21 protein-coding genes are annotated in these 20,643 nt (G+C 65.8%); 12 read left to right on the top strand and 9 right to left on the bottom strand.

The window, feature by feature from the left end:
* The first annotated feature begins 91 nt into the window (after nt 1-91).
* The 8 genes from H977_RS0110760 (at nt 92) to H977_RS0110725 (ending at nt 6,488) form a co-directional block, all read left to right on the top strand.
* Nucleotides 92-388: a DUF4193 domain-containing protein gene (locus H977_RS0110760; protein ID WP_029107865.1), complete on the top strand. Its 297-nt coding sequence runs from the start codon at nt 92-94 to the stop codon at nt 386-388.
* Nucleotides 389-450: 62 nt separating this feature from the next.
* Nucleotides 451-873, top strand: coding sequence for a YybH family protein (locus H977_RS0110755; RefSeq protein WP_029107864.1), 423 nt, complete (start codon nt 451-453; stop codon nt 871-873).
* Between the two features lie 78 nt (nt 874-951).
* Nucleotides 952-2,313, top strand: a complete 1,362-nt coding sequence (locus tag H977_RS0110750; protein ID WP_029107863.1) for a cytochrome P450 — start codon at nt 952-954, stop codon at nt 2,311-2,313.
* A 37-nt stretch (nt 2,314-2,350) separates the two neighbouring features.
* Nucleotides 2,351-2,641, top strand: coding sequence for a cupin domain-containing protein (locus tag H977_RS0110745; protein ID WP_029107862.1), 291 nt, complete (start codon nt 2,351-2,353; stop codon nt 2,639-2,641).
* A gap of 87 nt (nt 2,642-2,728) precedes the next feature.
* The gene (locus H977_RS0110740) at nt 2,729-3,292 is read left to right on the top strand and encodes a hypothetical protein (RefSeq protein ID WP_029107861.1); all 564 of its coding nucleotides are present in this window, start codon (nt 2,729-2,731) and stop codon (nt 3,290-3,292) included.
* Nucleotides 3,289-4,608: a Dyp-type peroxidase gene (locus H977_RS0110735; protein WP_029107860.1), complete on the top strand. Its 1,320-nt coding sequence runs from the start codon at nt 3,289-3,291 to the stop codon at nt 4,606-4,608. The genes H977_RS0110740 and H977_RS0110735 overlap by 4 nt, the downstream gene beginning before the upstream one ends.
* 21 nt (nt 4,609-4,629) lie before the next feature.
* Nucleotides 4,630-5,646, top strand: coding sequence for a hypothetical protein (locus H977_RS0110730; protein ID WP_029107859.1), 1,017 nt, complete (start codon nt 4,630-4,632; stop codon nt 5,644-5,646).
* Between the two features lie 11 nt (nt 5,647-5,657).
* Nucleotides 5,658-6,488 (top strand): bile acid:sodium symporter family protein, encoded by an 831-nt coding sequence (locus tag H977_RS0110725; RefSeq protein WP_029107858.1) that lies wholly within the window; start codon nt 5,658-5,660, stop codon nt 6,486-6,488.
* Here the strand turns inward: H977_RS0110725 and H977_RS32935 are convergent.
* From H977_RS32935 to H977_RS0110710, 3 genes are all read right to left on the bottom strand, one after another.
* Nucleotides 6,418-8,682: a winged helix-turn-helix domain-containing protein gene (locus H977_RS32935; protein WP_081681690.1), complete on the bottom strand. Its 2,265-nt coding sequence runs from the start codon at nt 8,680-8,682 to the stop codon at nt 6,418-6,420. The genes H977_RS0110725 and H977_RS32935 overlap by 71 nt on opposite strands.
* Nucleotides 8,683-8,734: 52 nt before the next feature.
* The gene (locus H977_RS32930) at nt 8,735-9,412 is read right to left on the bottom strand and encodes a YczE/YyaS/YitT family protein (RefSeq protein WP_051288789.1); all 678 of its coding nucleotides are present in this window, start codon (nt 9,410-9,412) and stop codon (nt 8,735-8,737) included.
* Between the two features lie 63 nt (nt 9,413-9,475).
* Nucleotides 9,476-9,751 (bottom strand): hypothetical protein, encoded by a 276-nt coding sequence (locus tag H977_RS0110710; RefSeq protein WP_231395932.1) that lies wholly within the window; start codon nt 9,749-9,751, stop codon nt 9,476-9,478.
* A gap of 130 nt (nt 9,752-9,881) precedes the next feature.
* Here H977_RS0110710 and H977_RS0110705 point away from each other — a divergent pair, with 130 nt between their 5' ends.
* A complete protein-coding gene (locus H977_RS0110705; protein ID WP_029107856.1) occupies nt 9,882-10,721 on the top strand; it encodes a glycoside hydrolase family 16 protein in 840 nt (279 codons plus the stop codon).
* A 15-nt stretch (nt 10,722-10,736) separates the two neighbouring features.
* Here H977_RS0110705 and H977_RS0110700 read toward each other — a convergent pair whose 3' ends face one another.
* Complete coding sequence (locus H977_RS0110700) at nt 10,737-11,351, bottom strand: LGFP repeat-containing protein (protein ID WP_029107855.1); 615 nt, start codon at nt 11,349-11,351, stop codon at nt 10,737-10,739.
* 296 nt (nt 11,352-11,647) lie between these two features.
* Between H977_RS0110700 and H977_RS0110695 the strand changes: the two genes are divergently transcribed.
* Nucleotides 11,648-11,956: a GNAT family N-acetyltransferase gene (locus H977_RS0110695; RefSeq protein WP_029107854.1), complete on the top strand. Its 309-nt coding sequence runs from the start codon at nt 11,648-11,650 to the stop codon at nt 11,954-11,956.
* A gap of 24 nt (nt 11,957-11,980) precedes the next feature.
* Here H977_RS0110695 and H977_RS0110690 read toward each other — a convergent pair whose 3' ends face one another.
* Nucleotides 11,981-13,126, bottom strand: a complete 1,146-nt coding sequence (locus H977_RS0110690; protein WP_029107853.1) for a zinc-binding dehydrogenase — start codon at nt 13,124-13,126, stop codon at nt 11,981-11,983.
* 118 nt (nt 13,127-13,244) lie between these two features.
* Between H977_RS0110690 and H977_RS35230 the strand changes: the two genes are divergently transcribed.
* Entirely contained in the window at nt 13,245-14,279 is a 1,035-nt protein-coding gene (locus H977_RS35230) for a WXG100 family type VII secretion target (RefSeq protein WP_051288788.1), read from the top strand.
* 29 nt (nt 14,280-14,308) lie between these two features.
* Complete coding sequence (locus tag H977_RS32920) at nt 14,309-15,295, top strand: hypothetical protein (protein WP_051288787.1); 987 nt, start codon at nt 14,309-14,311, stop codon at nt 15,293-15,295.
* A 6-nt stretch (nt 15,296-15,301) separates the two neighbouring features.
* On the opposite strand, the gene H977_RS34405 is transcribed toward H977_RS32920, so the two are convergent.
* The 4 genes from H977_RS34405 to H977_RS34400 form a co-directional block, all read right to left on the bottom strand.
* Nucleotides 15,302-17,215 carry a hypothetical protein gene (locus H977_RS34405; protein ID WP_155946600.1) on the bottom strand — a complete coding sequence of 638 codons (1,914 nt, stop codon included), beginning with the start codon at nt 17,213-17,215 and terminating at the stop codon, nt 15,302-15,304.
* 141 nt (nt 17,216-17,356) lie between these two features.
* Nucleotides 17,357-17,806, bottom strand: coding sequence for a DUF6636 domain-containing protein (locus H977_RS0110670; protein ID WP_029107852.1), 450 nt, complete (start codon nt 17,804-17,806; stop codon nt 17,357-17,359).
* Nucleotides 17,807-17,841: 35 nt separating this feature from the next.
* A complete protein-coding gene (locus H977_RS0110665) occupies nt 17,842-18,630 on the bottom strand; it encodes a glutamate racemase (RefSeq protein ID WP_029107851.1) in 789 nt (262 codons plus the stop codon).
* Nucleotides 18,627-20,555, bottom strand: coding sequence for a methyltransferase domain-containing protein (locus H977_RS34400; protein WP_051288784.1), 1,929 nt, complete (start codon nt 20,553-20,555; stop codon nt 18,627-18,629). The genes H977_RS0110665 and H977_RS34400 overlap by 4 nt, the downstream gene beginning before the upstream one ends.
* Between the last annotated feature and the right edge of the window lie 88 nt (nt 20,556-20,643).

Here is a 20,643-nt window from a genome sequence, read left to right as displayed (position 1 = left end):
CATCCGACGTTTACGGGCCGTTCGCCCGGGGAACAACGACACCCGCTGCGGCGTTGGCCAGACATTGGTCTGGTTATTAGGAGGATCATCTATGGCAACTGATTACGACGCACCTCGCGTCAAGGAGACGGAAGAGGCCACCGACGAGTCGCTCGAAGAGCTGGCGGCCCAGCGGCGCACTTCGGCGAACACCGCTGTGATCGACGAGGACGAGGTGGTCGATTCGTTCGACCTGCCGGACGCCGATCTCTCCGGTGAGGAACTCAGTGTGCGGGTCGTTCCCAAGCAGGCTGACGAATTCACCTGTTCCAGCTGCTTCCTGGTGCACCACCGCACCCGGATGGCCCTGCAAAAGGGCGATCAGCAGTTCTGCGTCGACTGCGTATAGCTCACCACGGAGTCATGGCGATCCGCGCCGGAAGTCCGTCGCGGTCGCCTACCGTGACCTTCGTGACTGAAGCCGCCATTCGACAGCGCATCGCCGAGGGTGTCGACGCGATCCGTGCGCGCGACCTCGACACGCTGACCGCCCTGTACGCACCCGACGTCGTCTCATTCGACCTCGGCGCCCCGCTCCGGTACGCCGGGGACGACAACAAGCGAAGGGCCTGGCAGGAGGTCTTCACCGCCTACACCGGTCCGATCGGTTACGACGTCCACGAACTCACGGTCACCACCGAGGGCGACATCGCCTTCGTCCACAGCCTCAATCATGTGCGCGGCACGCTGGTCAGTGGCCGCGGCATCGACATGTGGCTGCGATGGACGGCCTGCCTGCGCTGCGTCGATGGCATCTGGGTGGTCGTTCATGACCATGTGTCGGTGCCGGCAGACCTCGAGTACGGCAAGGCGATCATCAATCTCACGCCGTGATCTGCCAGAACGGCCCACACCGCCGCGCATAGTTCCTATCCTCAGACCTGCAGACCGACAACGACGTTGGGGGCGCAGATGTCTGACAGTGCCATGGTGGATGCTCGACGTGCCGAGCGCAGCTACTACTTCGACCGACACACCCCGCAGTATCGCGACCAGTTCGAACCGATCACCTCGGAGATGCTGGGTACCTGCCCGCTCGCCTGGACCGACACCTACGGCGGGCACTGGGTGGCCGCCGGCAGCAACGAAGTCTTCGAACTCGCCCGGTGCCCGCACATCTCGAACGACAACGACATCGTCGGCGAGCGAAAAGGCTACCGGGGCATCAACATTCCGCGCGGCGAGGTCAGCACACAGTTCCGCGGCGGGATGTTGGAGATGGACGATCCCGAACACCGGGCCTACCGGACACCGCTCAACGGTTACCTGTCGCCGGCCGCGGTTGCGCGGTGGAAGCCGGTGGTCGACGAGCTCGTCAGGGCCTGTCTGGACGAGAAGATCGAAGACGGCAGTATCGATTTCGTCGACGATCTGGCGAACATCGTCCCCGCGGTGTTGACGCTGGGTCTGCTGGGTGTCCCGCTGGCCGAGTGGGAGATCTACTGCGAACCCGCCCACGCATCGGTGTACACGCGCGCCGACTCCCCCGACGCCAAACGCGTCTTCGACCTGTCGGTGGCTTCGGCGGTGCACATGATGGAGCACGTCGCGGTGATCCGGCAGAACCCGCGGCCGGGGTTGATCGACGCCATGGCCCAGATGCGCGTCGATGGCCGGCCGGCACCTGATTCGGAGATCCTGGGCATGCTGATGCTCTTGGTCGGCGGCGGTTTCGACACCACCACAGCGTTGACCGCGCACTCGCTCGAGTGGCTTTCGCAGCACCCGGATGAGCGCGAGCGGTTGAGCCGGGACCGGGCGACCCTGCTCGACTCGGCGACCGAGGAGTTCCTGCGGTTCTTCACCCCCGCGCCCGGGGACGGCCGCACCATCGCCGAGGACATCGAAGTGGATGGCGTGCCGCTCCGGGAGGGCGAGCGACTGTGGTTGTCCTGGGCGATGGCCAACCGCGACCCACAGGTGTTCGAGAATCCCAACGAAATCGTGATGGATCGATCCGGTAACCGGCACTTCAGCTTTGGGCTCGGCGTGCATCGCTGCATCGGGTCGAATGTCGCGCGGACGGTGTTCAAGTCCATGCTCACCGGGGTGCTCGACCGCATGCCGGATTATCGGTGCGATCCGGCCGGCGCAGTGCACTACGAGACCATCGGCGTCATCCAGGGCATGCAACATCTGCCCGCGACATTCACCCCGGGGCGGCGGACCGGGGCCGGCCTGGCCGAAACTTTGGAGAAACTGCAGCGGATCTGCGATGAGCAGCAGTTGGCCGCGCCGATCACCGTGCACAAGGCCGCCGCGGTCATCGACTGAGCCCGCCTGGCGGCCGGAGAGGTAAACGATGTCGAACATGGCGACCGGATCCCACGGTGAGATCCAGCTCGAAAATGACTGCTTCCGTGTGACTCGGTGGACGATCGACCCCGGTGGTGCGATACCGATGCACCGGCACGATTACGAGTACGTGGTAGTCCCACTGGTCACCGACACCATGCATGTCGTCACTGCCGATGGCATCGAGATCGTCTCCGAACTCGTTGCCGGTCAAAGCTATTCACGCCCCGCGGGGTCCGAGCACACCGTCGAGAATCGCGGCGACAGCCACCCGATCGTCTTCGTCGAAGTGGAGCGACTCGCGTAACCCGGCAGTGCCCGGCGGGACTCTGAGGCGCGGTTTCCCCCGATTCAGGGGACGACGTGAGGTCGCCGCGTCCATATCGTCAATGCCATGGCGCACAACGGAAACAACGATTGGTCCCAGCCGGCAGCCCTTGCCCTTCCCAAAGAGGGCTATTTCGAGCTGACGCGGGGACGGTACGGCCCGGTTTTTCCCCGCACCCCCGCCTGCTACGGATTCAACATCATCGCCAAAGTGATCGACGGCCACGAGCAGGCCATCCGGGACTACGGCAAGCAGCTCGAGGCGGCCGTCGCCGCGCAGCCCGACGTGCTCGCGCCGCTCAAGCTCCACTATCTGCGCTGGCAGCTGTTCGACGTCGGCTCCGGTGTGCACTTCCAGTACCAGGGCATCTTCGACACCGACTTCGACAAGTACACCGAGGACGCGGTCAAACTGTTCAGTTCGACGGGCATCACCACGGCGTTCACCCACCTGGAGGGCTTCCCGGAGGACTGGAAGACCAATCCGGAGGCGTTCATCATGTTCGTTCGGGACCACCAGGTGCCCAGCTTCCTGGAGTATGGCGAGTACCCGTACGTCACGTCCGAGGAGGTCAAGAAGGCCCTGCGGCTCAAAGCCGCGTTCTCCGACATGCTGGATCAGATGCAATGACAGTCCTCGAATTCGACGACATCCAGCACATCATGCTGACCGGGACGCCCCACTTGACCGGTCGCTACGAGTTCCTGTCCTTCGATACCCCCGAAGCGGGGCGCGCCTGGCTGGCCGAGATGGTTCCCCTGGTGCAGTCGGCCACCGATGTCCGCGAGACGGTCAATGTCTTCAGGCGCTGGGTCAACCTGGCCTTTACCTGGAACGGATTGCGCGCACTGGGTCTGGACGACGGGTCACTCGCCTCGTTCCCGGACGAGTTTCGGGAGGGCATGGCGTCGCGGGCCGACATCCTCGGAGACACCGGTGCGGCCGCGCCCGAACACTGGGTGGGCGGGCTCGCGGATGACGATCTGCACGCCATCGTCATCCTGTTCGCCCGGGACGAGGACGAACGCGTGCGGTGCGTCGGCGAACACGATGCACTGCTGGCTCGCTGCCCCGGCGTGCGGTCACTGTCGCATCTGGATCTGGCGGCCACCGCACCGTTCGAGTACGACCACGATCACTTCGGGTATCGCGATCCGGTGTCTCAGCCGCAGATGGAGGGCTCCGGAGAGGTACTGATACCCGGCTCCGGCGGGGCGCTGGCGCCGGGAGAGTTTCTCCTCGGCTATCCGGACGAAGAGGGCCTGGTGTCGAATCAGCCTACACCCGAGGCCCTTTCGCGCAACGGTAGCTATATGGCGTACCGTCGGCTGGAGGAACATGTCGGGGTCTTTCGCGACTACCTGAGACAGAATGCCGAGGGCGCCGAGGGCGAGGAACTGCTGGCCGCGAAATTCATGGGCCGCTGGCGCAGCGGTGCGCCGTTGGTGCTGGCACCCGAGCACGACGATCCAGAACTGGGTGCGGATCCGATGCGTAACAACGATTTCGACTACGGCGAACTGGATCCCCACGGGTATGCGTGCCCGCTCGGCTCTCACGCCCGCCGCCTCAACCCGCGTGACACCGAACCGAATCCCAATCGGCGCAGGCTGATCCGGCGCAGCGGCACCTACGGGCCGGCACTGCCCGAAGGCGCCGCCGACGACGGGATCGAACGCGGTGTGGGGATGTTCCTGATCTGCGCCAGCCTGGTACGTCAGTTCGAGTTCGCCCAAAACGTCTGGATCAACGACACAGCGTTCAAAGATCTCGACAACGAACACGATCCCATCTGCGGCACCCAGGACGGCACGCTGGAGTTCACGATTCCGAAGCGACCGATCCGCAAGGTACACAAGGGGTTACCCGCATTCACCACGCTGCGCGGCGGGGCGTACTTCTTCCTGCCCGGTATGAGCGCGCTGCGGTACCTCACAAACCTCTGAGCCGAGAAACAAGGTGACACCATGACCACACCCCTCCCCTATGCCCGCACCTACAACCAAGCCCACATCGCTCGCCCGCACAACGGCAACCGACGGGTCAGCATCTACTGGTCGTGGAGCTACCCGTGGGAGGTCCAGCGCGATCCCTCACTGCTCTACAACCGGTACTCCACCATGACGGAAGTTCGTCTGGCGACCTGGCCCGCCTACGCAGGACCCGAGTACGACCCGCGCGACTTCCTGCAGGGCATCGACGGAACGCTGGAGCTGTTCCACCGCTCCTCCTTGTCATTTCAGGATGTCGCCGGCGAGGCCACCGGGCATCCGGTGGCGGTATTCCAGCGGGTAGATCAGGCCGGGTATCGGCTGCCGATCGATGAACGCATCCTGAACGACACCGACACCCTGATGATCTTCGGCCTGGACCACCTGCTCGGCGACGAGGCCGCCACCGATGAGGAGATCGCCGCGATCCAGCAGTGGTTGAAGCGCGAGGGCACCTGCCTGATGCTGGCACCGCACCATGACGTCGGGTTCACCGACGACAAGGAACAGCAGCAGATGGAATACCTGCACCACGGTGATCCGCTGACACCGCGGATCCAGCGCTTCAGTGGCTACGCCCGGTCGCTTCTGACCGGGCTGAACATCCCGGTGCACAACACCTGGGGGCTGCGTCCGGCCACGGTCGAGGGAACCAAACAGATTGTGCCGCTTACCGGCTTCCGCGATCTGGATTCCGCCGGCCTGTTGCGCGACGTCACCACGCTGGCCTTGCATCCGCACCTGCCGCACTATGAGCTGACCGCGCCCGAGGGGCCGGACCTCAGAGTGCTGGGCCGGCAGTTGATCGACCAGACCCGGCCGCATCCGTTCACCCTGGCAGGCAACACCGAGTTCAACGCTCTGGTCCACATGCCGCCGTCCGGTGACCGCGCCGGGGACATCGTGCTGGTCGACTCCACCCACTTCACGACGCTGTTCGGCGCCAGCGACAGCCTGAAGTCCTTCTGGCGCAATCTCGTAACGATGTCTTGACGGGAACCGGCATGAACGATCTGCTCTTGCGGGGTTCGAATATCGCCGTCGTCTTCTTCGTCGTGTCGAGCACTCTGGCCGTCGGTCTGGGGTTGACCGTCGGCCAGATTATGGCCCCGCTCAAGAATATTCGGGGGGTGGCACTGTCTCTCGCCGCCAACTTCGTGCTGGCGCCGCTGGCCGCGTTCGGACTGTGGCAGGTGTTCGACCTCGACGATCCGCTCGGGATCGGGCTGCTGCTGTGCGGGCTCGCGGCCGGCGCACCGTTCCTGATCAAGCTCGCCGAGTTCGCGAAGGCCGACATGGCCTTCGCGGTGGGCCTGATGGTGCTGTTGATGGTGGTCACTGTGGGATACGTGCCGCTGATCCTGCCGATCTTCGTCTCGGGCACCGCGGTCAACCCCGTCCAGATCGCCGTGTCTCTCGTGGTGCTGATGCTCATCCCGCTGGCCGCGGGCCTGCTGCTGCGGGCCCGCGGTCCCGGCGTGGCCACCCGCATTCAGCCCGTGATCGCGAAGGTGTCCACCGTCAGCATGATTCTCGTGATCGTGTTCACGATCGCTGCCCATTTCAACAGCGTGCTGTCGGTTTTCGGCACGTTCGGCATCCTGGCGGCCGTCGTCTACACCTTGATCTGCGCCGGGATCGGTTGGCTCATGGGCGGTCCCGGGACACGGGAGGTGCTGGCGCTGGGGACCGCTCAGCGCAACGCCGCAGCAGCATTCGTGGTCGCCGGCCAGAACTTCGACGATCCGAAGGTGGTCGTGATGATCACCGTGGTATTGATCGTCGAGTTCCTGATGCTCTTGCCGTTCGCGCGGCGGCTCGCGCGGTCTCGCTGAGCAGCCCGAGCCGGTCGGCCTCGGCCACCGCAGCGGCGCGCGAGGAGACGGCGAGCTTGCGGTAGATCGATGTGGCCTGGCTTTTCACGGTTTCCCGGCCCAGGATCAGCTCATCGGCGATGCGCTGCAGCGACAGATGGGTGGCCAGGTACGGCAACAGCCGCAGCTCCGCCGTCGTCAACGACGACCGGGCGCCGCGGGCCGCACGGGCTTTCGACACGTCTCGGATGCGTTCCAGCCACTGCCCGATGCCGGCAGCCTCGACTTCACGCCGATGCGCACGTTCCGCCTCGACCAGGTGACGGTCGCACATTTCGGTGTCGTCGATCTCGATGGCGGCACCGGCGACCAGCACGTGGGCCATCAGGGCGGTGCGGGCGGACAGATCGCCCAGCCGGTCAAGGAGTCGCTCGGTCGCGCCGACGGCCGAGCGGACTCCGGCCACGTCGCCGCGCCGGGCCCGCACCAGCGCGTCCACCGCGTAGACCACCACCATCGGGACCATGTCGGACAAGTCACGTGAGTCGACGATCGAGCGTGCGGCCGCGGCGTGCTCGACGGCGGCCGGCAGATCACCGTCATCGAGGTCCAGTGCGGCGAGATGTGCCAACGCGGCGGCCTGGAATCCAGGCAGGTCCTCGATCACCGGTAGCGCGGATTCCAGGGTGGCCCGCGCCTGCCCGGGTTCGCCGAGCATGGACAGCGCGGCACCCTTCATCGTGGTGGCCGCGCCCCACCACGGATTCACCAGGTGATCTCCTGCGCCGCAGACCGTTTCGGCATGACGGATGACCTCCCCCACGCCCCCGACACCGAGCAGTGAGCCGATCAGCGCCGCAGCCAGCTCGACCGAGGGCGTGCCGTCGGCGAGCGGTTCACCGGAGTCCGCCGAGCTCGCCGTCAGCAACGACCGCTGGATCAACTCGGCGTCACCGGTCATGACACCCAGCCAGGCCCGCGCGATCGCCGCGTCGGGATAGTCGGTGAAGGTCTGCTCATCGATCAGGCTGAGCCGCCGGGCCAGCACGCCGACTCGGCCGTCGAAACCCAACCGAACGGCGTCCACGCCCACCAGCGCGGCCGCCTGGGCACGGTCGTCGGCGGCCAGCGCCTGGATCAATGCGCCGTCCACATCGCCGGCTTGGGCCAGCCGATCCGCCGCCTTCGCGGCCAGCTCCCGGAACCGGTCCGGATCGCGGTCGCGCAATCGGGCGCGCAGCAGATCACCGAACAGCTGGTGGTAGCGGTACCAGACGCCTTGCGTATCAAGAGAAACCAGGAACATGTTGCCCGAGTGGGTGATCGTGTCCAGCATCGCAGCGGAATCGGTACGTTCCAGCAGCGCGTCGAGCTCGTCGGCGCAAAAGCGGTCCAAGACCGCTGATTCGGTCAGAAACGTGGCGATATCGGGCTCAAGCTGACTGAGCACCTCCTCCACCAGATACTCGGCCACCAGCCGGTGCCGACCGGTCACGGCCTCAGCGGGTGCGCCATCGCGGAGCGCCAATGCCGCCATGACCACCCCGGCGGCCCACCCTTCACACTTGTCGAGAACGCGCGCGATCGTGGCGTCGTCAGTACCGGCGCCGAGGGCCGCGAATGCCTCTGCGCCTTCGGATTCGGACAGCTTCAGCTCCGGAATGCCGAGCTCGACGACATAGCCTTGCAGTCGGCGTCGCGCCAGATCGAGCGCCGGCGTCTGTCGGCCGACCAGCGCCAGCGTCGTCGAGGTCGGCGCCAGGTCCACCACCGCACGCAAGGCGCCGACGGCTGCGGTTGCCGACAACTCGTGAACATCGTCGAGCACCAGGACGACAGGCCCACAGCTCTCAAGCGCCTGGATGAATGCCGAAACCAGTTGGGTCTCAGCGCGGCCCGCCCCCTGCAGGTAGTGCAGCACTGTCGGATCGATAGGGCTGATCTGGTTCAGCGCCGTGGCGAGATGCAACAGCAGATGGGCGGGGTCGTTGTCGAGGTTGTCCAGCCGCGCCCATGCGAACGGGCGTTCGTCGGCGTCGTCCCACTGCACGACGGCGGTGGTCTTGCCGTATCCCGCGGGCGCCGCGACCACCACCAGACCGCTGCGATCCCGCAACACCCGGGTGATTCCCGGGCGGGGAACACCGGCCCGCGCGGTGGCCGGCCGTCCGACCGTCGCCACCGGAATGTGTGTCGGCCAGGATCCTGCTCCCACTTGCGCATCGTAGGCCAGATGCGTCGGACCTCAGCTTTGGTAGGACAGGTTGTCAGAAATGCCAACGGGTGGTCTTGACGCGTTGCTGAAACGCGTCGAGCGCCGCGAGGTCCTTCTTCATCAGAGGCTTGTTGACCTTCTCGGTGAAGAAGTCGATGAGCGGACCGGCGAAGAACGCGGTCATCACGGTGCCGATGCCGACCTGTCCGTGGAACGCCAGGGCCAGCGCCACGAACGCGAGGTCCTGGGCCACGCGCACCACCCGGTACGGCAGGTGGGTGTGATCGACGATGATCGGGGCGATCGCGTCGTACGGGGCGTTGCCGAGCGCGGCCGTCATGTACATCGACGCTCCGGCGGCGAACAACGTGATCCCGACCAGAAACATCGCGGTCTGCAGCACACGTCCGGGGTCCGCGGGAACCAGCGGGCTCAGCAAGGCCGAGAACCATTGGATGAAGTAGCCGGTCATCACCATGTTGATGACCGAGCCGATCCCGATGTACATGCGGCCGAAGAAGAAGACGGGGATCAGCAGCACGGCGTTGCTGATGAGCTGGTACGTGCCGAGGTCCAGACCGATGGTGTCGCTGATGCCGATGTTGGCCGCGGTGTAGGGATCCACCCCGACCTGCGCGACGCGCAACACCGCCGATCCGAAACCCAGGACAGCCACACCCACGAGCGCCCAGAAGGACCGCCGCCAGTAGTGCTTGTCTCGACTACCCACAATCGATGACTATCGCAGGCCTCGGCAACGATTCACGGCCGACGCGTCGGCCCGCAACCGCAGTTAGCGGGTTTCCACCTCGAACTCGACCAACCCTTCGCTACGGGCATCGACGACGACGCGCTCCCAGCTGATCACCGCGGCGGCGATCACCGTGATCGCGGTGGCGAAGCCGGCGAGTGAGGCCAGCACCGTCGCCCATTGACCATCGGTGGCAACAGCGAGCAGGATCGCGGCGAATCCTCCGGCGAGTACCAGCCCGGCGATCAGCGCGCTGCGCGGGTGCATGCCGGACACGGAGTGGGTGCCCCGGCGCGTCGATTCGATCGGCGTGGTCATGCCACCACTGTGCCCGCACTGCCTGAGCAGGCGTGAAGCGTTTCTTATGGAAACACTGTCAACCCAACAGGCCGCCGGCAAAACAGTTCGATCCCCTCCGGCGCACGCCGCCCGGCTATCGTGGTCGGCTATGGCCAACTTGGATCGCCGCAAAATGATGATGTTGTCAGGTCTGGGCGTGATGGCGGCGGCACTACCCGCACCGCAAGCGCAGGCCCTCCCGACCAAGCCCCAGACCCCGCCCGTTCCGGCGCCCTCGGCACCGCAGGCGGCGGCAAGCTATGTATTCGCCGACGAATTCGACGGGCCCGCGGGCTCGGCCCCGAACGGGTCGAAGTGGACCATCGCGAAGGCCCGCGAGACCATCAAGGACCCCACCTACTGGGAGCAGCCCGGCCGCATCGGCCAGTACCGGGACGACCGCAAGAACGCCTTCCTCGACGGCAAAGGGAATCTCGTCATCCGCGCCACGAAGGAAGGCGACGCCTACTACGGCGCCAAGCTGGCGAGCGTATGGGAGGGCGGTGCCGGGCACACCTGGGAAGCCCGGATCAAGTTCAACTGCCTGACCCCCGGTGCCTGGCCGGCCTTCTGGCTGGGCACGCTCGGCGAGGGCGAACTCGACATCGTGGAGTGGTACGGCAACGGCAAATGGCCGTCGGCCACCACCGTGCACGCCAAGTCGAACGGCGGCGAATGGGAGACCCACAACATCGCCGTCGACACCGGCTGGCACACCTGGCGCACCCAATGGGACGCCAACGGCGCCCGCTTCTGGCAGGACTACACCGAAGGTGCGAAGCCCTACTTCGAGGTCGCGGCGAGCCAGCTGCCGGACTGGCCGTTCAGCCAGCCCGGCTACACCATGTTCGTGGTGTTGAACCTCGCTGTCGCGGGCTCGGGTGGAGAAGATCCCAGTGCCGGTACCTACCCGGCCGACATGCTCGTGGACTACGTACGCGTCTGGTAGGCGCGCCGCCGTCCGCTACTTCGGCGTGATGGTCTCGGCGAAGGTGCCGTCACCCTTGTTCAGCCAGGTGATGGTGCCGTGCTGGAATTCGCTGATCCAGCCACCGTTGGCCGTGTCCGGGCCGCCGGCCGTCTCATCCTCGTCCTTGGTGGGGAAGCCCAGCTGGCCCGCTGGGCCGCCGTTTGCGGTGTAGACCCGCAAGATCTCGCCCTGCACGACATGTGCGCCGGTCGACGGCGAGGAGTAGATGGTGCCGTTGGCGAAAGCCTGCACCGTGCCATCGCCGACCTTTTCCGGTTGCGCGGTCGGAAGGCCCAACTTGGCTTCACCGCCGGCGTCGGAGTACGCCTTTGCGATGGGAGCGTCGAGTACCACCTCGCCGACGCCGGGCGCATTCACCGTGCTGGGTGCGCCTTCGACAGCCGACGAGACCGCGCTCGAAGCGGAGCTGGCCCCCTCTTTGGCCTTGCTCGTGCCGGCATCGACTGCCGACGACGCAGCACTCGTGGCACTGGACAAGGCGTCTTTGGTGTTGTCTTTCGCTTCCTGCGAGCACGCGACGGCCGCCGCCCCGGTGATGGCGAGAGCTGCGGCGAGCGCACCTGTGCGTTTCATCAGCTTTGGGTTCATTTTCCGAACGTAACACCGGAACAACTGCTCGTCAGCAACATACGGAAATCGTGGGACGGAATGCCCAAATCAGGGACGCGGGTCCCGCATGCTGACCTATGGGCCGTTCAGCACATCTGCCATCGCACGCGCATACCCGTGCCTACCTGCCCTTTTATGACTCAGTCGCAATGGCGCGAATTCGCATGGAATGGCGTCACGCCGACTGCGTTGCGAATCAATGTGCCATGAGCAACGGTGCCGGCAAATGGCGGGTAGACGCGCGATTATCGTGGGGTAACGGCGAATGGAGGCATATGAGTTCCGAGACCCGACTCGATCGCACCGGTGCGGCGACCACTGTCACCGAATACCCTGACCGGTTCACCATCGACGTCGACGGCACCACAGTGGGGATCGCCGACTTCCACGACCGCGACGGCCGCCGCATCTTTCCGCACACCGAGGTTCAGCCGCAGTACCGCGGCCGCGGCCTGGCGACCATCCTGATCGCCGAAGCCTTGCGCTCCACCCGCGCCGCCGGTCTGCGGATAGTGCCGACGTGTTGGATGGTGGCCGAGTACATCGACAAGCATCCGGAGTACGCGGACATCACCGACCGGTGAGACTGTGTCCGTACATGTGGGCTCTTAGCCCGCCTGGGGCGTCACCAGGTACTTCTCACCGGTGGCCTTCTGTAGGTAGCCGTTGAACGCGTCGGGCTTGAGCATGCCGGCCAGCGAGACCTCTTGGGTGTAGCTGCTTGCGAAGGTCGTGGTGAGTTCGGCGGCGACACGGGCGCGCAGCCGGGCGATGGTCTCCGGCCCGGCACCGGCGAGAAACGGTGTGAGCAGCCAACCCCCGACACCCCAGGCCATCCCGAAGTTTCGGGTGAGAACGGTCGGGCCCGTGTCGAGGCTGCCGTAGATGTACACCTGCTTGTGAACGCTCGAACCGTAGCGGGAGTACTGCGCGGCGGTCGCGTTGGCGGCCCGCTCCATGCCGTTGAGGATCTGGCTCGCCAACGTGCCGCCGCCGGTGGCGTCGAACGCCAGGGTCGCCGACGTCGCCTTGAGTGCTTCGACGAGATCCGCCTCGTACGACGGCGACGACGAATTGCAGACATGGACCGCACCGAGGCCGCGCAGGATCTCTTCCTGCTCCGCCTTGCGGACGATGTTGACCAACGGCACCCCGTCGGCCAGGCAGGCCTTGACCAGCATCTGACCGAGATTCGACGCCGCGGCGGTGTGCACCAGGGCCGAATGCCCTTCGCGGCGCATGGTTTCCAGCATGCCCAGCGACGTGAGCGGGTTGACGAATGACGATGCGCCGTCCTTCGCCGTCGCGCCCTCGGGCAGGACCAGACATGCCTCGGCTTTGACCACTCGGTATTGGGAGTACATCGCGCCACCGGCGATTCCCACGGTCTTGCCGAGCAGTGCTTGCGCCTGCGCCGACTCCCCCGCCGCCACCACGGTGCCCGCGCCTTCATTGCCCACCGGAAGCGAGATGCCGACGCGTGCCGCCAGACCGGCCAGGGCCCCTTCTTTCAGCGGCGCCGTGACGACGGGCCGGTCCGGGGTGCCCGCGACGGTCGCCGCCGACATGTCTGCCGCGCTCGGAATCAGCAGACCCAGGTCCGACGGGTTGATCGGCGAGGCTTCGACCCGGACCACGACCTCGTCTCGTGCCGGGGTGGCCACCGCAACCTCGTGCAGCGACAACTCGAGCATGCCGTCCTCTGTCACCAGCGACCGCAGTTCCAGAGCCGTCCTGGGCAGTGCATCAGTCATGTCTGAACACTACGTCCGGCCCTGCCCTCGGGACGTTCACCGCGTGGACTTCATCGAGATTGGTGCAGCCCAGCGTCGCTGACCCGGGTGAGAATGGAGTCGGCAGATTGGGGGCTGCGTGGCGTACACGGTGTCGAAGATTCGCAACTCAAAGCCCGATGTCCTGAGCACTGCGGCTACTGATGCGGAGACTTCAGCGCAGCGGGTCAACAGCCAGATCGCCCAAGGCCGCGAACAGATGAGCACGCTGCGCGAGGACTGGATCGGTACGGCCTCGGACGCCGCCGGCAAACAGTACGGCGAGCTCATCGGGTATCAGCAGGCCTACAGCCAGACCTTCGCAACGTTGAAGGCTGCACTGAGTAAGCACGGCCCCAAGCTCGTTGGCTACAAGGCAAAACTGGATACCGCAGTCAACGAGGCCGAGGGCCGATGGGACGTCGCCGACGGCGGCTCAGTCTCACTAGGTCGCATGTTGAAGTTGTATCTGTATATGAATCCCACACAGTGGTTCAAGATCGAGGCGATGCGCATCGAGGTCGAAAACCATCCCAGGGACGACACGGATTACTTCATGCTGCCTGAGAAAGTCAACGCAGAGCAGGCCCGTCAGGCAGCCTTGATGACTTACATCTTCAACGCTGGGACGGGTTATGGGTCGTCGCGAGGCAACATCAATAATGACTTCGCGGAGACACCCTATTCAGCTGCCGAGGTACAACGAATCAAGGACCGTCAGGCAGCGAACAGCTGGAGCTACGATCTACTCGAGCATGCGACTGGTCGGTTTGCCGCCACACCGAACGGCATGCTGATGGGTGTGGGGGGTGGACCGATTCAGCAGACGGTCAGCCAGCAGGCCGGCACCTGCGTAGGCGACATATTCGCGGTCAACATGGACCATCCGCCTCACGGACCGGCCCAAGAATTGCGCAACCTCATCCAGTCGGGAACGTCGACGTGGCAAGCAGACGACGGAACGCTTCGCCAGGGCAACGATATTGATCGCATCCTGCACCACGAGGAGCGTCACTCTCAACAGTGGGCCCACGAAGGTCGCGCCAATTTCTTGCGGCAGTACTTCTGGCCCACCGACGCTGACCCCAACCCTTTCGAGTCCAATGCCGGCGGCAGCGACGGCGGGTACCACTGATGCGCCGCCTGTTCTGTGTCCTGACGATAATGGTTGTCGCTCTGCCACTCAGCGCATGCTGGGCCTTCCATGGGGATCAGTTCGCGACCTCGCTGCCGTCGTCGCAGTTCGGCTTACGTGTCACCGATGGGCAGTTACGGATCTGGACCGGAACCCCTTGTGAAGGAACCAAATATGTCAACGTCGGCTTCAGCTCATCGGGCGGCAGCGACATTCAGTTGCAGATCTTCACCCCCAGCGTTGAGGAGGGCCTGACACCCGGAGTCGAGTTCGAGTACTTGAATCTTGGTGGTCCGTATCCCGGCTTCAGCATCAAACACTCCCTGCCCCACGGATTCGACTGGCGCACCGCGAAGCTATTTAGTTTCGATGTCGTTGGCCCACCAGTCGCCCGCGGGATCGGTGGGGTGAACTTCCCCCCGATCGCCACCGAGATCAGCGAACACTCGGCCGAGCACCCCGAAGACACCTACTACTTCCCACAATTCGGCTGGCTCAACCCAACCGAGGTCGCAGCCAAAGACGGCAAGGAATTTCTGACCGTCTGCACACCCGACCCCGCGAAGCGCGAGTCCCAGGAGTCGGTCATCGGGGTCCGCGTCACCGACGGCGCCCTCCAATTCTGGACGGGCGCCCCCTGCCCCGCGGACGACAGAGTGGTCGTCACCTTCCAACCAGGACAAACCGAGACCGTCCTGCAGAAAAAGGGCGATCTCGGCATCGAGCACATCTCCCTCGACCGGCCCGATCCCGAGTTCACCGTCAGCCGTCCACTTCCCCACGACTTCGACTGGCGCACAGCCGAATCAGTGCTGCTACGGCTCTTCAGCACCGCGCAAGTGCGCGTCCACGACCCCAACCTCGTGTGGAGCAAGAGCACCCAACTCGCCGTCCCGATCGCCGAGTCCGCACTACATCCTCCGGACACCTACTACTTCGAAGGAATCGGCTGGCTCAACCCAGCTGACGTCGCCGCCCGCGACGGCTCCGCTATGCACACAATCTGTGGTGAGTAGCACCGGCTACACCGAGCATCCGCCTCCGGTGACCAACTCACACGTGGTCTGCAGACCGTTGAGCACTCCAGCCGGGATCGCGGAGATGAAGTCGGTCGCGCTGATTGCCCGCAATGATGTGAGGTCCTTGGCCTTTTGCGTGCCGATCAGCACCGCCACGGCGTCGCCTCTGTCCGTGGTGATCGTGAACGAGTCGTCGCCGTCGCCGTACTGGCCGGCACAGTCGACGCCGGTCTTACAGGCCCCGGTGGCGGGATCGATGTTCTCCTCGAACATGTCGTTGATCCACCCCGCGGACAGCTCGCGCACGGCCAGCGGATTCTGCGGTTGCGGGAACCCGGCGATGGCGTAGGCGGCGACCTGGATCAGCGGGTTGCCGCCCTGCATCGGGTCCATGTGCACGCCGTCTTCGAGAACGACGCCGGTGAATTGCCCTGGCCGCGCTTCGGACAGCTGGTCGTTGACGTCGCTGAACACATTGAGGAAATTCAGTGGGGCGCCGATCTCGTAGATCGGGATGTAGTCGTTCGGATCGTCGTCGCTGCTGTCAACGGTGCCGTTCGTTTCCAGCTCGTCCAGCCGATCCATGGCATCGGGGATGATCGCGCCCATCGGCACCGCATCGTAAATCACCACGCCGGCAAGCTCATTGGGTGCGTCCAGCCCCTGTTCGCGCCGGCGGCTCAGTCCTTCGGCGTAGTATCCGGCGACCCCAGGCGCGAACCCGCCGCCCAGCGAGTGCCCGACGAGGACGAACTGCGTTGGTACATCGAGATTCTCGACGCGACCGGCCTTCAGCTCCGCGGTGTCCATGCTGGCGTTCAGCGCCGTGCGGTCCGGATCGAGAAACAATTGGGCAACGGCCTCGTGGAGGTTGTCGCCCCCGAGCCACATGCCGTCGGCCTCGAACGGGTTCGACGTGAACGTGGTGGTGACGACGACGCTGTTGGTCGATTGGGCCAGATACGACGCGGTATAGCTGTACAGCGGACCGTTCGCCAGGAAGCCGTGCTGCAGATAGATCAGCCGCGTGGGTGGCTCGCCATTGTCAGAAGTCGGGAAATACCAGTTGGATTCGACTTCATGACCTTCGGAGATGACCAGTGTGGAGGTGCTGACCTCGACGGAGTCCCGCAACGCCGGCGGCACCACCGGATCGCCGCCGACGGCCCGCTCCAGCGTGGCCAGGGTGTCGAACACGACGTCACCGATCACCGATACCGGCTTGGGGTAGTTCTGCGGCTCGGGGTTGAGCACCAATGTCCCGAGGCTGCGGATCACGTCATGGATGACCTCGAGCGGATCCTCGTGAGTCGGTGTTGCCGCGGCGAGGCTGACGACCCGGGCGTCGGCTTGGTCCGGGCCAGTCGGTTTCAGCGCGTCGCGCAGCGTTGTACCGACCTGGATGTCGCGCTGTTCGATCGCCGTCGCCGCACTCCCCGCCGGCAGATGCATGCGTTCACGTTGGGCGGCGATGGCCGACCGGATGCCGATCGGCGGCCGGACGCGGATCTCCACATCGCTCGTCGGCTCGTCGCCGATCGGGGTCGCTTCTGCCACGGCGCCTTTGGCGGCAGCGCTGGCGTCGTCGGCCGCGTGACGAATCTCGCGGGCCGTGTCCCGAAAGTCGCTGCGCGCCTTGGCAGTGACTGAATCGGCCAATTGGCGGAGGGGCCGCGGTGCCTCGTCGGACTTGGCTGCCCGCGAGGTGGTCGCGGGTTTCGTTTCGGCGGCCTGCGCGTCTGAGACCTCGGATTTGGGCCGCTGTTTGACCGCACGCGTTTTCCGATGCTGGGGTTTCTGGGCGGACTCGTTGTGGGTGGCCGACGGCTTCGCGTCCTGCTTCGATCCGCCGTCGTTGTCGGCGTGAGCCGTCCCTGCCCCGGCGAGCACCGCCGCCGACAATCCAGCCGTGAACATCCCGGCACCAACCCACGCCGCTACCCGCGTCATTATTCGCCCCCCGTTACATCGAACTCGACCTTTGTCACGCTAGCGGTCATCGGTGGTCTGTCGGGCGAAATTGGACGAGATGGCGAAACGATCAGGCCCCGAGCGGGTTCAGCGCTGGCCGAGGTCGAGAGATTCGCGCGATATCCGGAAGAAATGCCCCGTGCCGGTGTCGGTGCAGATGACTCCTGAGGGTTGCGCCTCGCATTTGATCGGGCCGGCCCAACGCGTCTGACCGTACGGCAGCGTAGGCATTCCGGAGTCGAAAATCGTGTCGCCGTGGCAGTGCACCACGGGCGTGCCCCCTGGCTTCAGGCTGATGCGGTCGCCCCAGTCCAGGTGGCAGTCAGCCGGCTTGGGCGGCGCGGTATAGCTGTGCTCGCGGATCTCGCACACCACGCCGTTGGTGCTGTCGGAATTACTGGCGACCAGACACCAGATGTTGCCCGACGGGGTGACGAACTTGGTGGACGCCGGGCAGGCGGAAGCGGTCGCGGGGAGGGTGAGGACGGCCGCCGCTGCGGCGACGAACGGGACGAGGTGACGTCGGAATGTGCTCATGGCCTTGAGCATGCGGTGGCGGCCTTGCGAAATTCTCAATGGAATCTTGTGCCGAGTCGGTCCGCAATGGCCGCCGGTTTTGCGCTGAGTTCCACGCCCCAGGCGATCGCGGCACCGCGCCGCATTCCCTCGGCATCACCGCTGGTCAGATAGGCCCTTTCCGCCACCGGACCGGTCCGGGCGGCGGGATGGCGTGCGGCGAGCGCGGTGGCCAGCCGCTGGACCGGATCGATCAGGGCGGTATCCGGCAGCGCGTCGGCGAACCAGTCGCTCACGGCCGGATAGTGGGTGCAGGCCAGCACCAGGGCCTGTGCCCGCCGCAGCGGCGCCAAGATCCGGCGCAGATCCGCGACGAATCCCGGTGAGCCGACGCTGCCGGCCTCGATGTGCGCCGACAACGGTTGCGCCACCCGCGACAGCACCTCGCGACCGGGCCGGGCCAACCCGCGCCGGTAGCAGCCACTGGCAATGGTGCGCCGCCCGCCGACGACGCCGACGGGCCCGCGGATCTGATCGGAGACGGAAGCCAGGCCGTGGCCGATGATGCCCTCCACCGGAACCGGGGCCCGCGTGAGCCGTGGACCGACGGTGCTCGCGGCATTGCAGGCCAGCACCACCTCGGTGGCGCCTCTCAACGCGAGTTCGGCGATCACCGCGCTGAGCCGGGCGGCCAGGTCCGCACTGTGCATCCGGCCGTAGGGTGTGGTGCCGGCATCCGACCAGTACAGAACCGGCAGTCCGGGCACGCATCGGTCCAACTCGCGTACCAGCCCGATGCCGCCGATGCCCCAGTCGAGGACGCCGAGGCAGGGAGCCGGCGTCATGGGTAGGTGAGCGGGGCCGTGGACCCCTTGGCCAGCGGTCCGGAATCGAACGCCACCAGACGCTGTGACAGGGTCGCCGTCAGCAGCCGAAGCCGGGTGCCGGGAAACCGGCTGGCGAAATACCAGCGGTACTCGTGTTCGGCACGGATCGGGTTGTGTCGCAGCATCTCCAGCCATGCCGGATGAGTAGTCAGCGCCCTCAGATCGGCGGCAAAGCGCGGCCGGGCCCGTCGGGTGCGCACGTGTTCGAGGGCCGATCGGGCGAGTACCGGGAGCTCGCGAACCCGTATCGGATGCTCCACCATGTCGACCACCCACAGCCTTCCGCCGGGCGCCAGCACCCGGCGGATCTCCGCCATCACCGGATCCCAATCCAGGTACCGAAACGACAGAAAGCAGATGACCACATCGACGTGGTCGTCGGGCAGGTGCATCTGCGGGCCGTCGACGGTGGCGAACCGCAGCCGTGGACGTTGCCGGCCGCGTTTGCGCGCTTGGGTGACCATCCCCGAGGAGATGTCCACGCCGACGCCGAAGTCGAGTAGGCCGTCATCGTCCAAAGCACGCAACAACGCACCACTGCCACACCCGATTTCGAGTACCCGCAGCCCGCGTCCGAGGTCGGCGCGGACGCGGACGGCCTGCTCGGACACCCACCGCCATTCCGCGCCGCGCACCCGGATGTCGGCGTATGCGCGGTCGTACAGTTCGGCGACGGGGTCATATGAGCCGGCGGACCCTGCCGGGTTGGGCATGCAGCGGACCGGCGACTGGGCTGCGGCACCCAGGTATTTGCGGACGGTGCCGAATGGCCCGTGCGACTTCCGGCCCGGCGCGTCGATCAGGTACAGGTCGGTGCGGGACACCGGCCGGCGGCCCGCCCAGCGGAATCTGTCCTGGCGTGCCGACACCGTGGTGTAGTCGCGGTTACCGAAAGCGGGTACACCGAACACATTCGCGAAGAACGGTGCGAACCAGCGCGCGGTGCGGCAGGCGTGGAAGTGGGCCTGGCCATTGGCGGTGAAAGGGATTGTCATGGACCGCCATTCGTGCGGTGAGAACTGCTCGGGCCAAGCGGTCGATCCGAACATGGGGCCGTACATTCCGGAATGGCTGATGAGGTGCAGCTGGTCGACCATCCGGCCGGCCTGGGCCAATCGGGTGAGCTCGGCGACGAACTCCGCCTTGTGATGCAGGCCCGACACCATGACCTCGGCATCGGGATGGGCGGCGGCCAGTTCGCGTGCCATCGTCGCGGCGGCCACCGCGAACTCTTCGGATCCTCCCCGGTAATACGTGGTGTGGGCCACCCAGATGACCGGCGCCGCAATCACTTCAGGTGACACTCGGGCGAAGGGAACGCGCCGGTGCTGCCCGGCAGGAATCCAGGCACCGTAGTTGCCGACCAACTCCAACATCTCGGAGTGCTCCAGATCGAACACCCTCATGCTGGTCGCCGGTGGACTGTAGAAGTGCAACGTCAAGCCGCCGTCCAGGCCGGCCATATCGTGAATGACGTCCCTGGTGATGCGTGTTGCCGCACCGGCCAGGTGCTCGGATCTGCCGGTGATGGCCAACTCTGGACCGTCCCAACCGAACCGCCGCTCCTCGAACCGGCCCTCCAGCACGATCACGAATCCGCCCGCACCGCCGTGGTCGTGCGGTGCGCAGCGCTGCCCCAGCCGCCACCGGGCCAGCATGATCTCGACCTCGCCGTCGATACGCAGGATCGTCCGGGAGTACGGCTCACCATCGTTCGGGTCGCTCGCCAAAGCGGCCAGCCCGGCCCGCACGTGGGCCACCCGCACCAGCAGTTCGGGCCCGGGGGCCTTTCCCCTGACGGCGACACCGGCGAGCACGTCGAGCAGCGATTCCAGTTCGGCGACGCCGTCGTGCCGGGCGGGTAGGTGCGAAATCGTGGTCATGTCGCAACGATGACGCCGACACCTTGCAGGATTCTCAACGGATCCTTGCGGTAGCGCCGCGCGGCGTCACAATGGGATGCGGACCGCG

The organism is Mycobacterium sp. URHD0025 (assembly GCF_000426065.1).
GTDB lineage: Bacteria > Actinomycetota > Actinomycetes > Mycobacteriales > Mycobacteriaceae > Mycobacterium.
The sequence above is the reverse complement of the archived record's forward strand: the minus strand, read 5'-3'. Positions and strand labels throughout refer to the sequence as shown.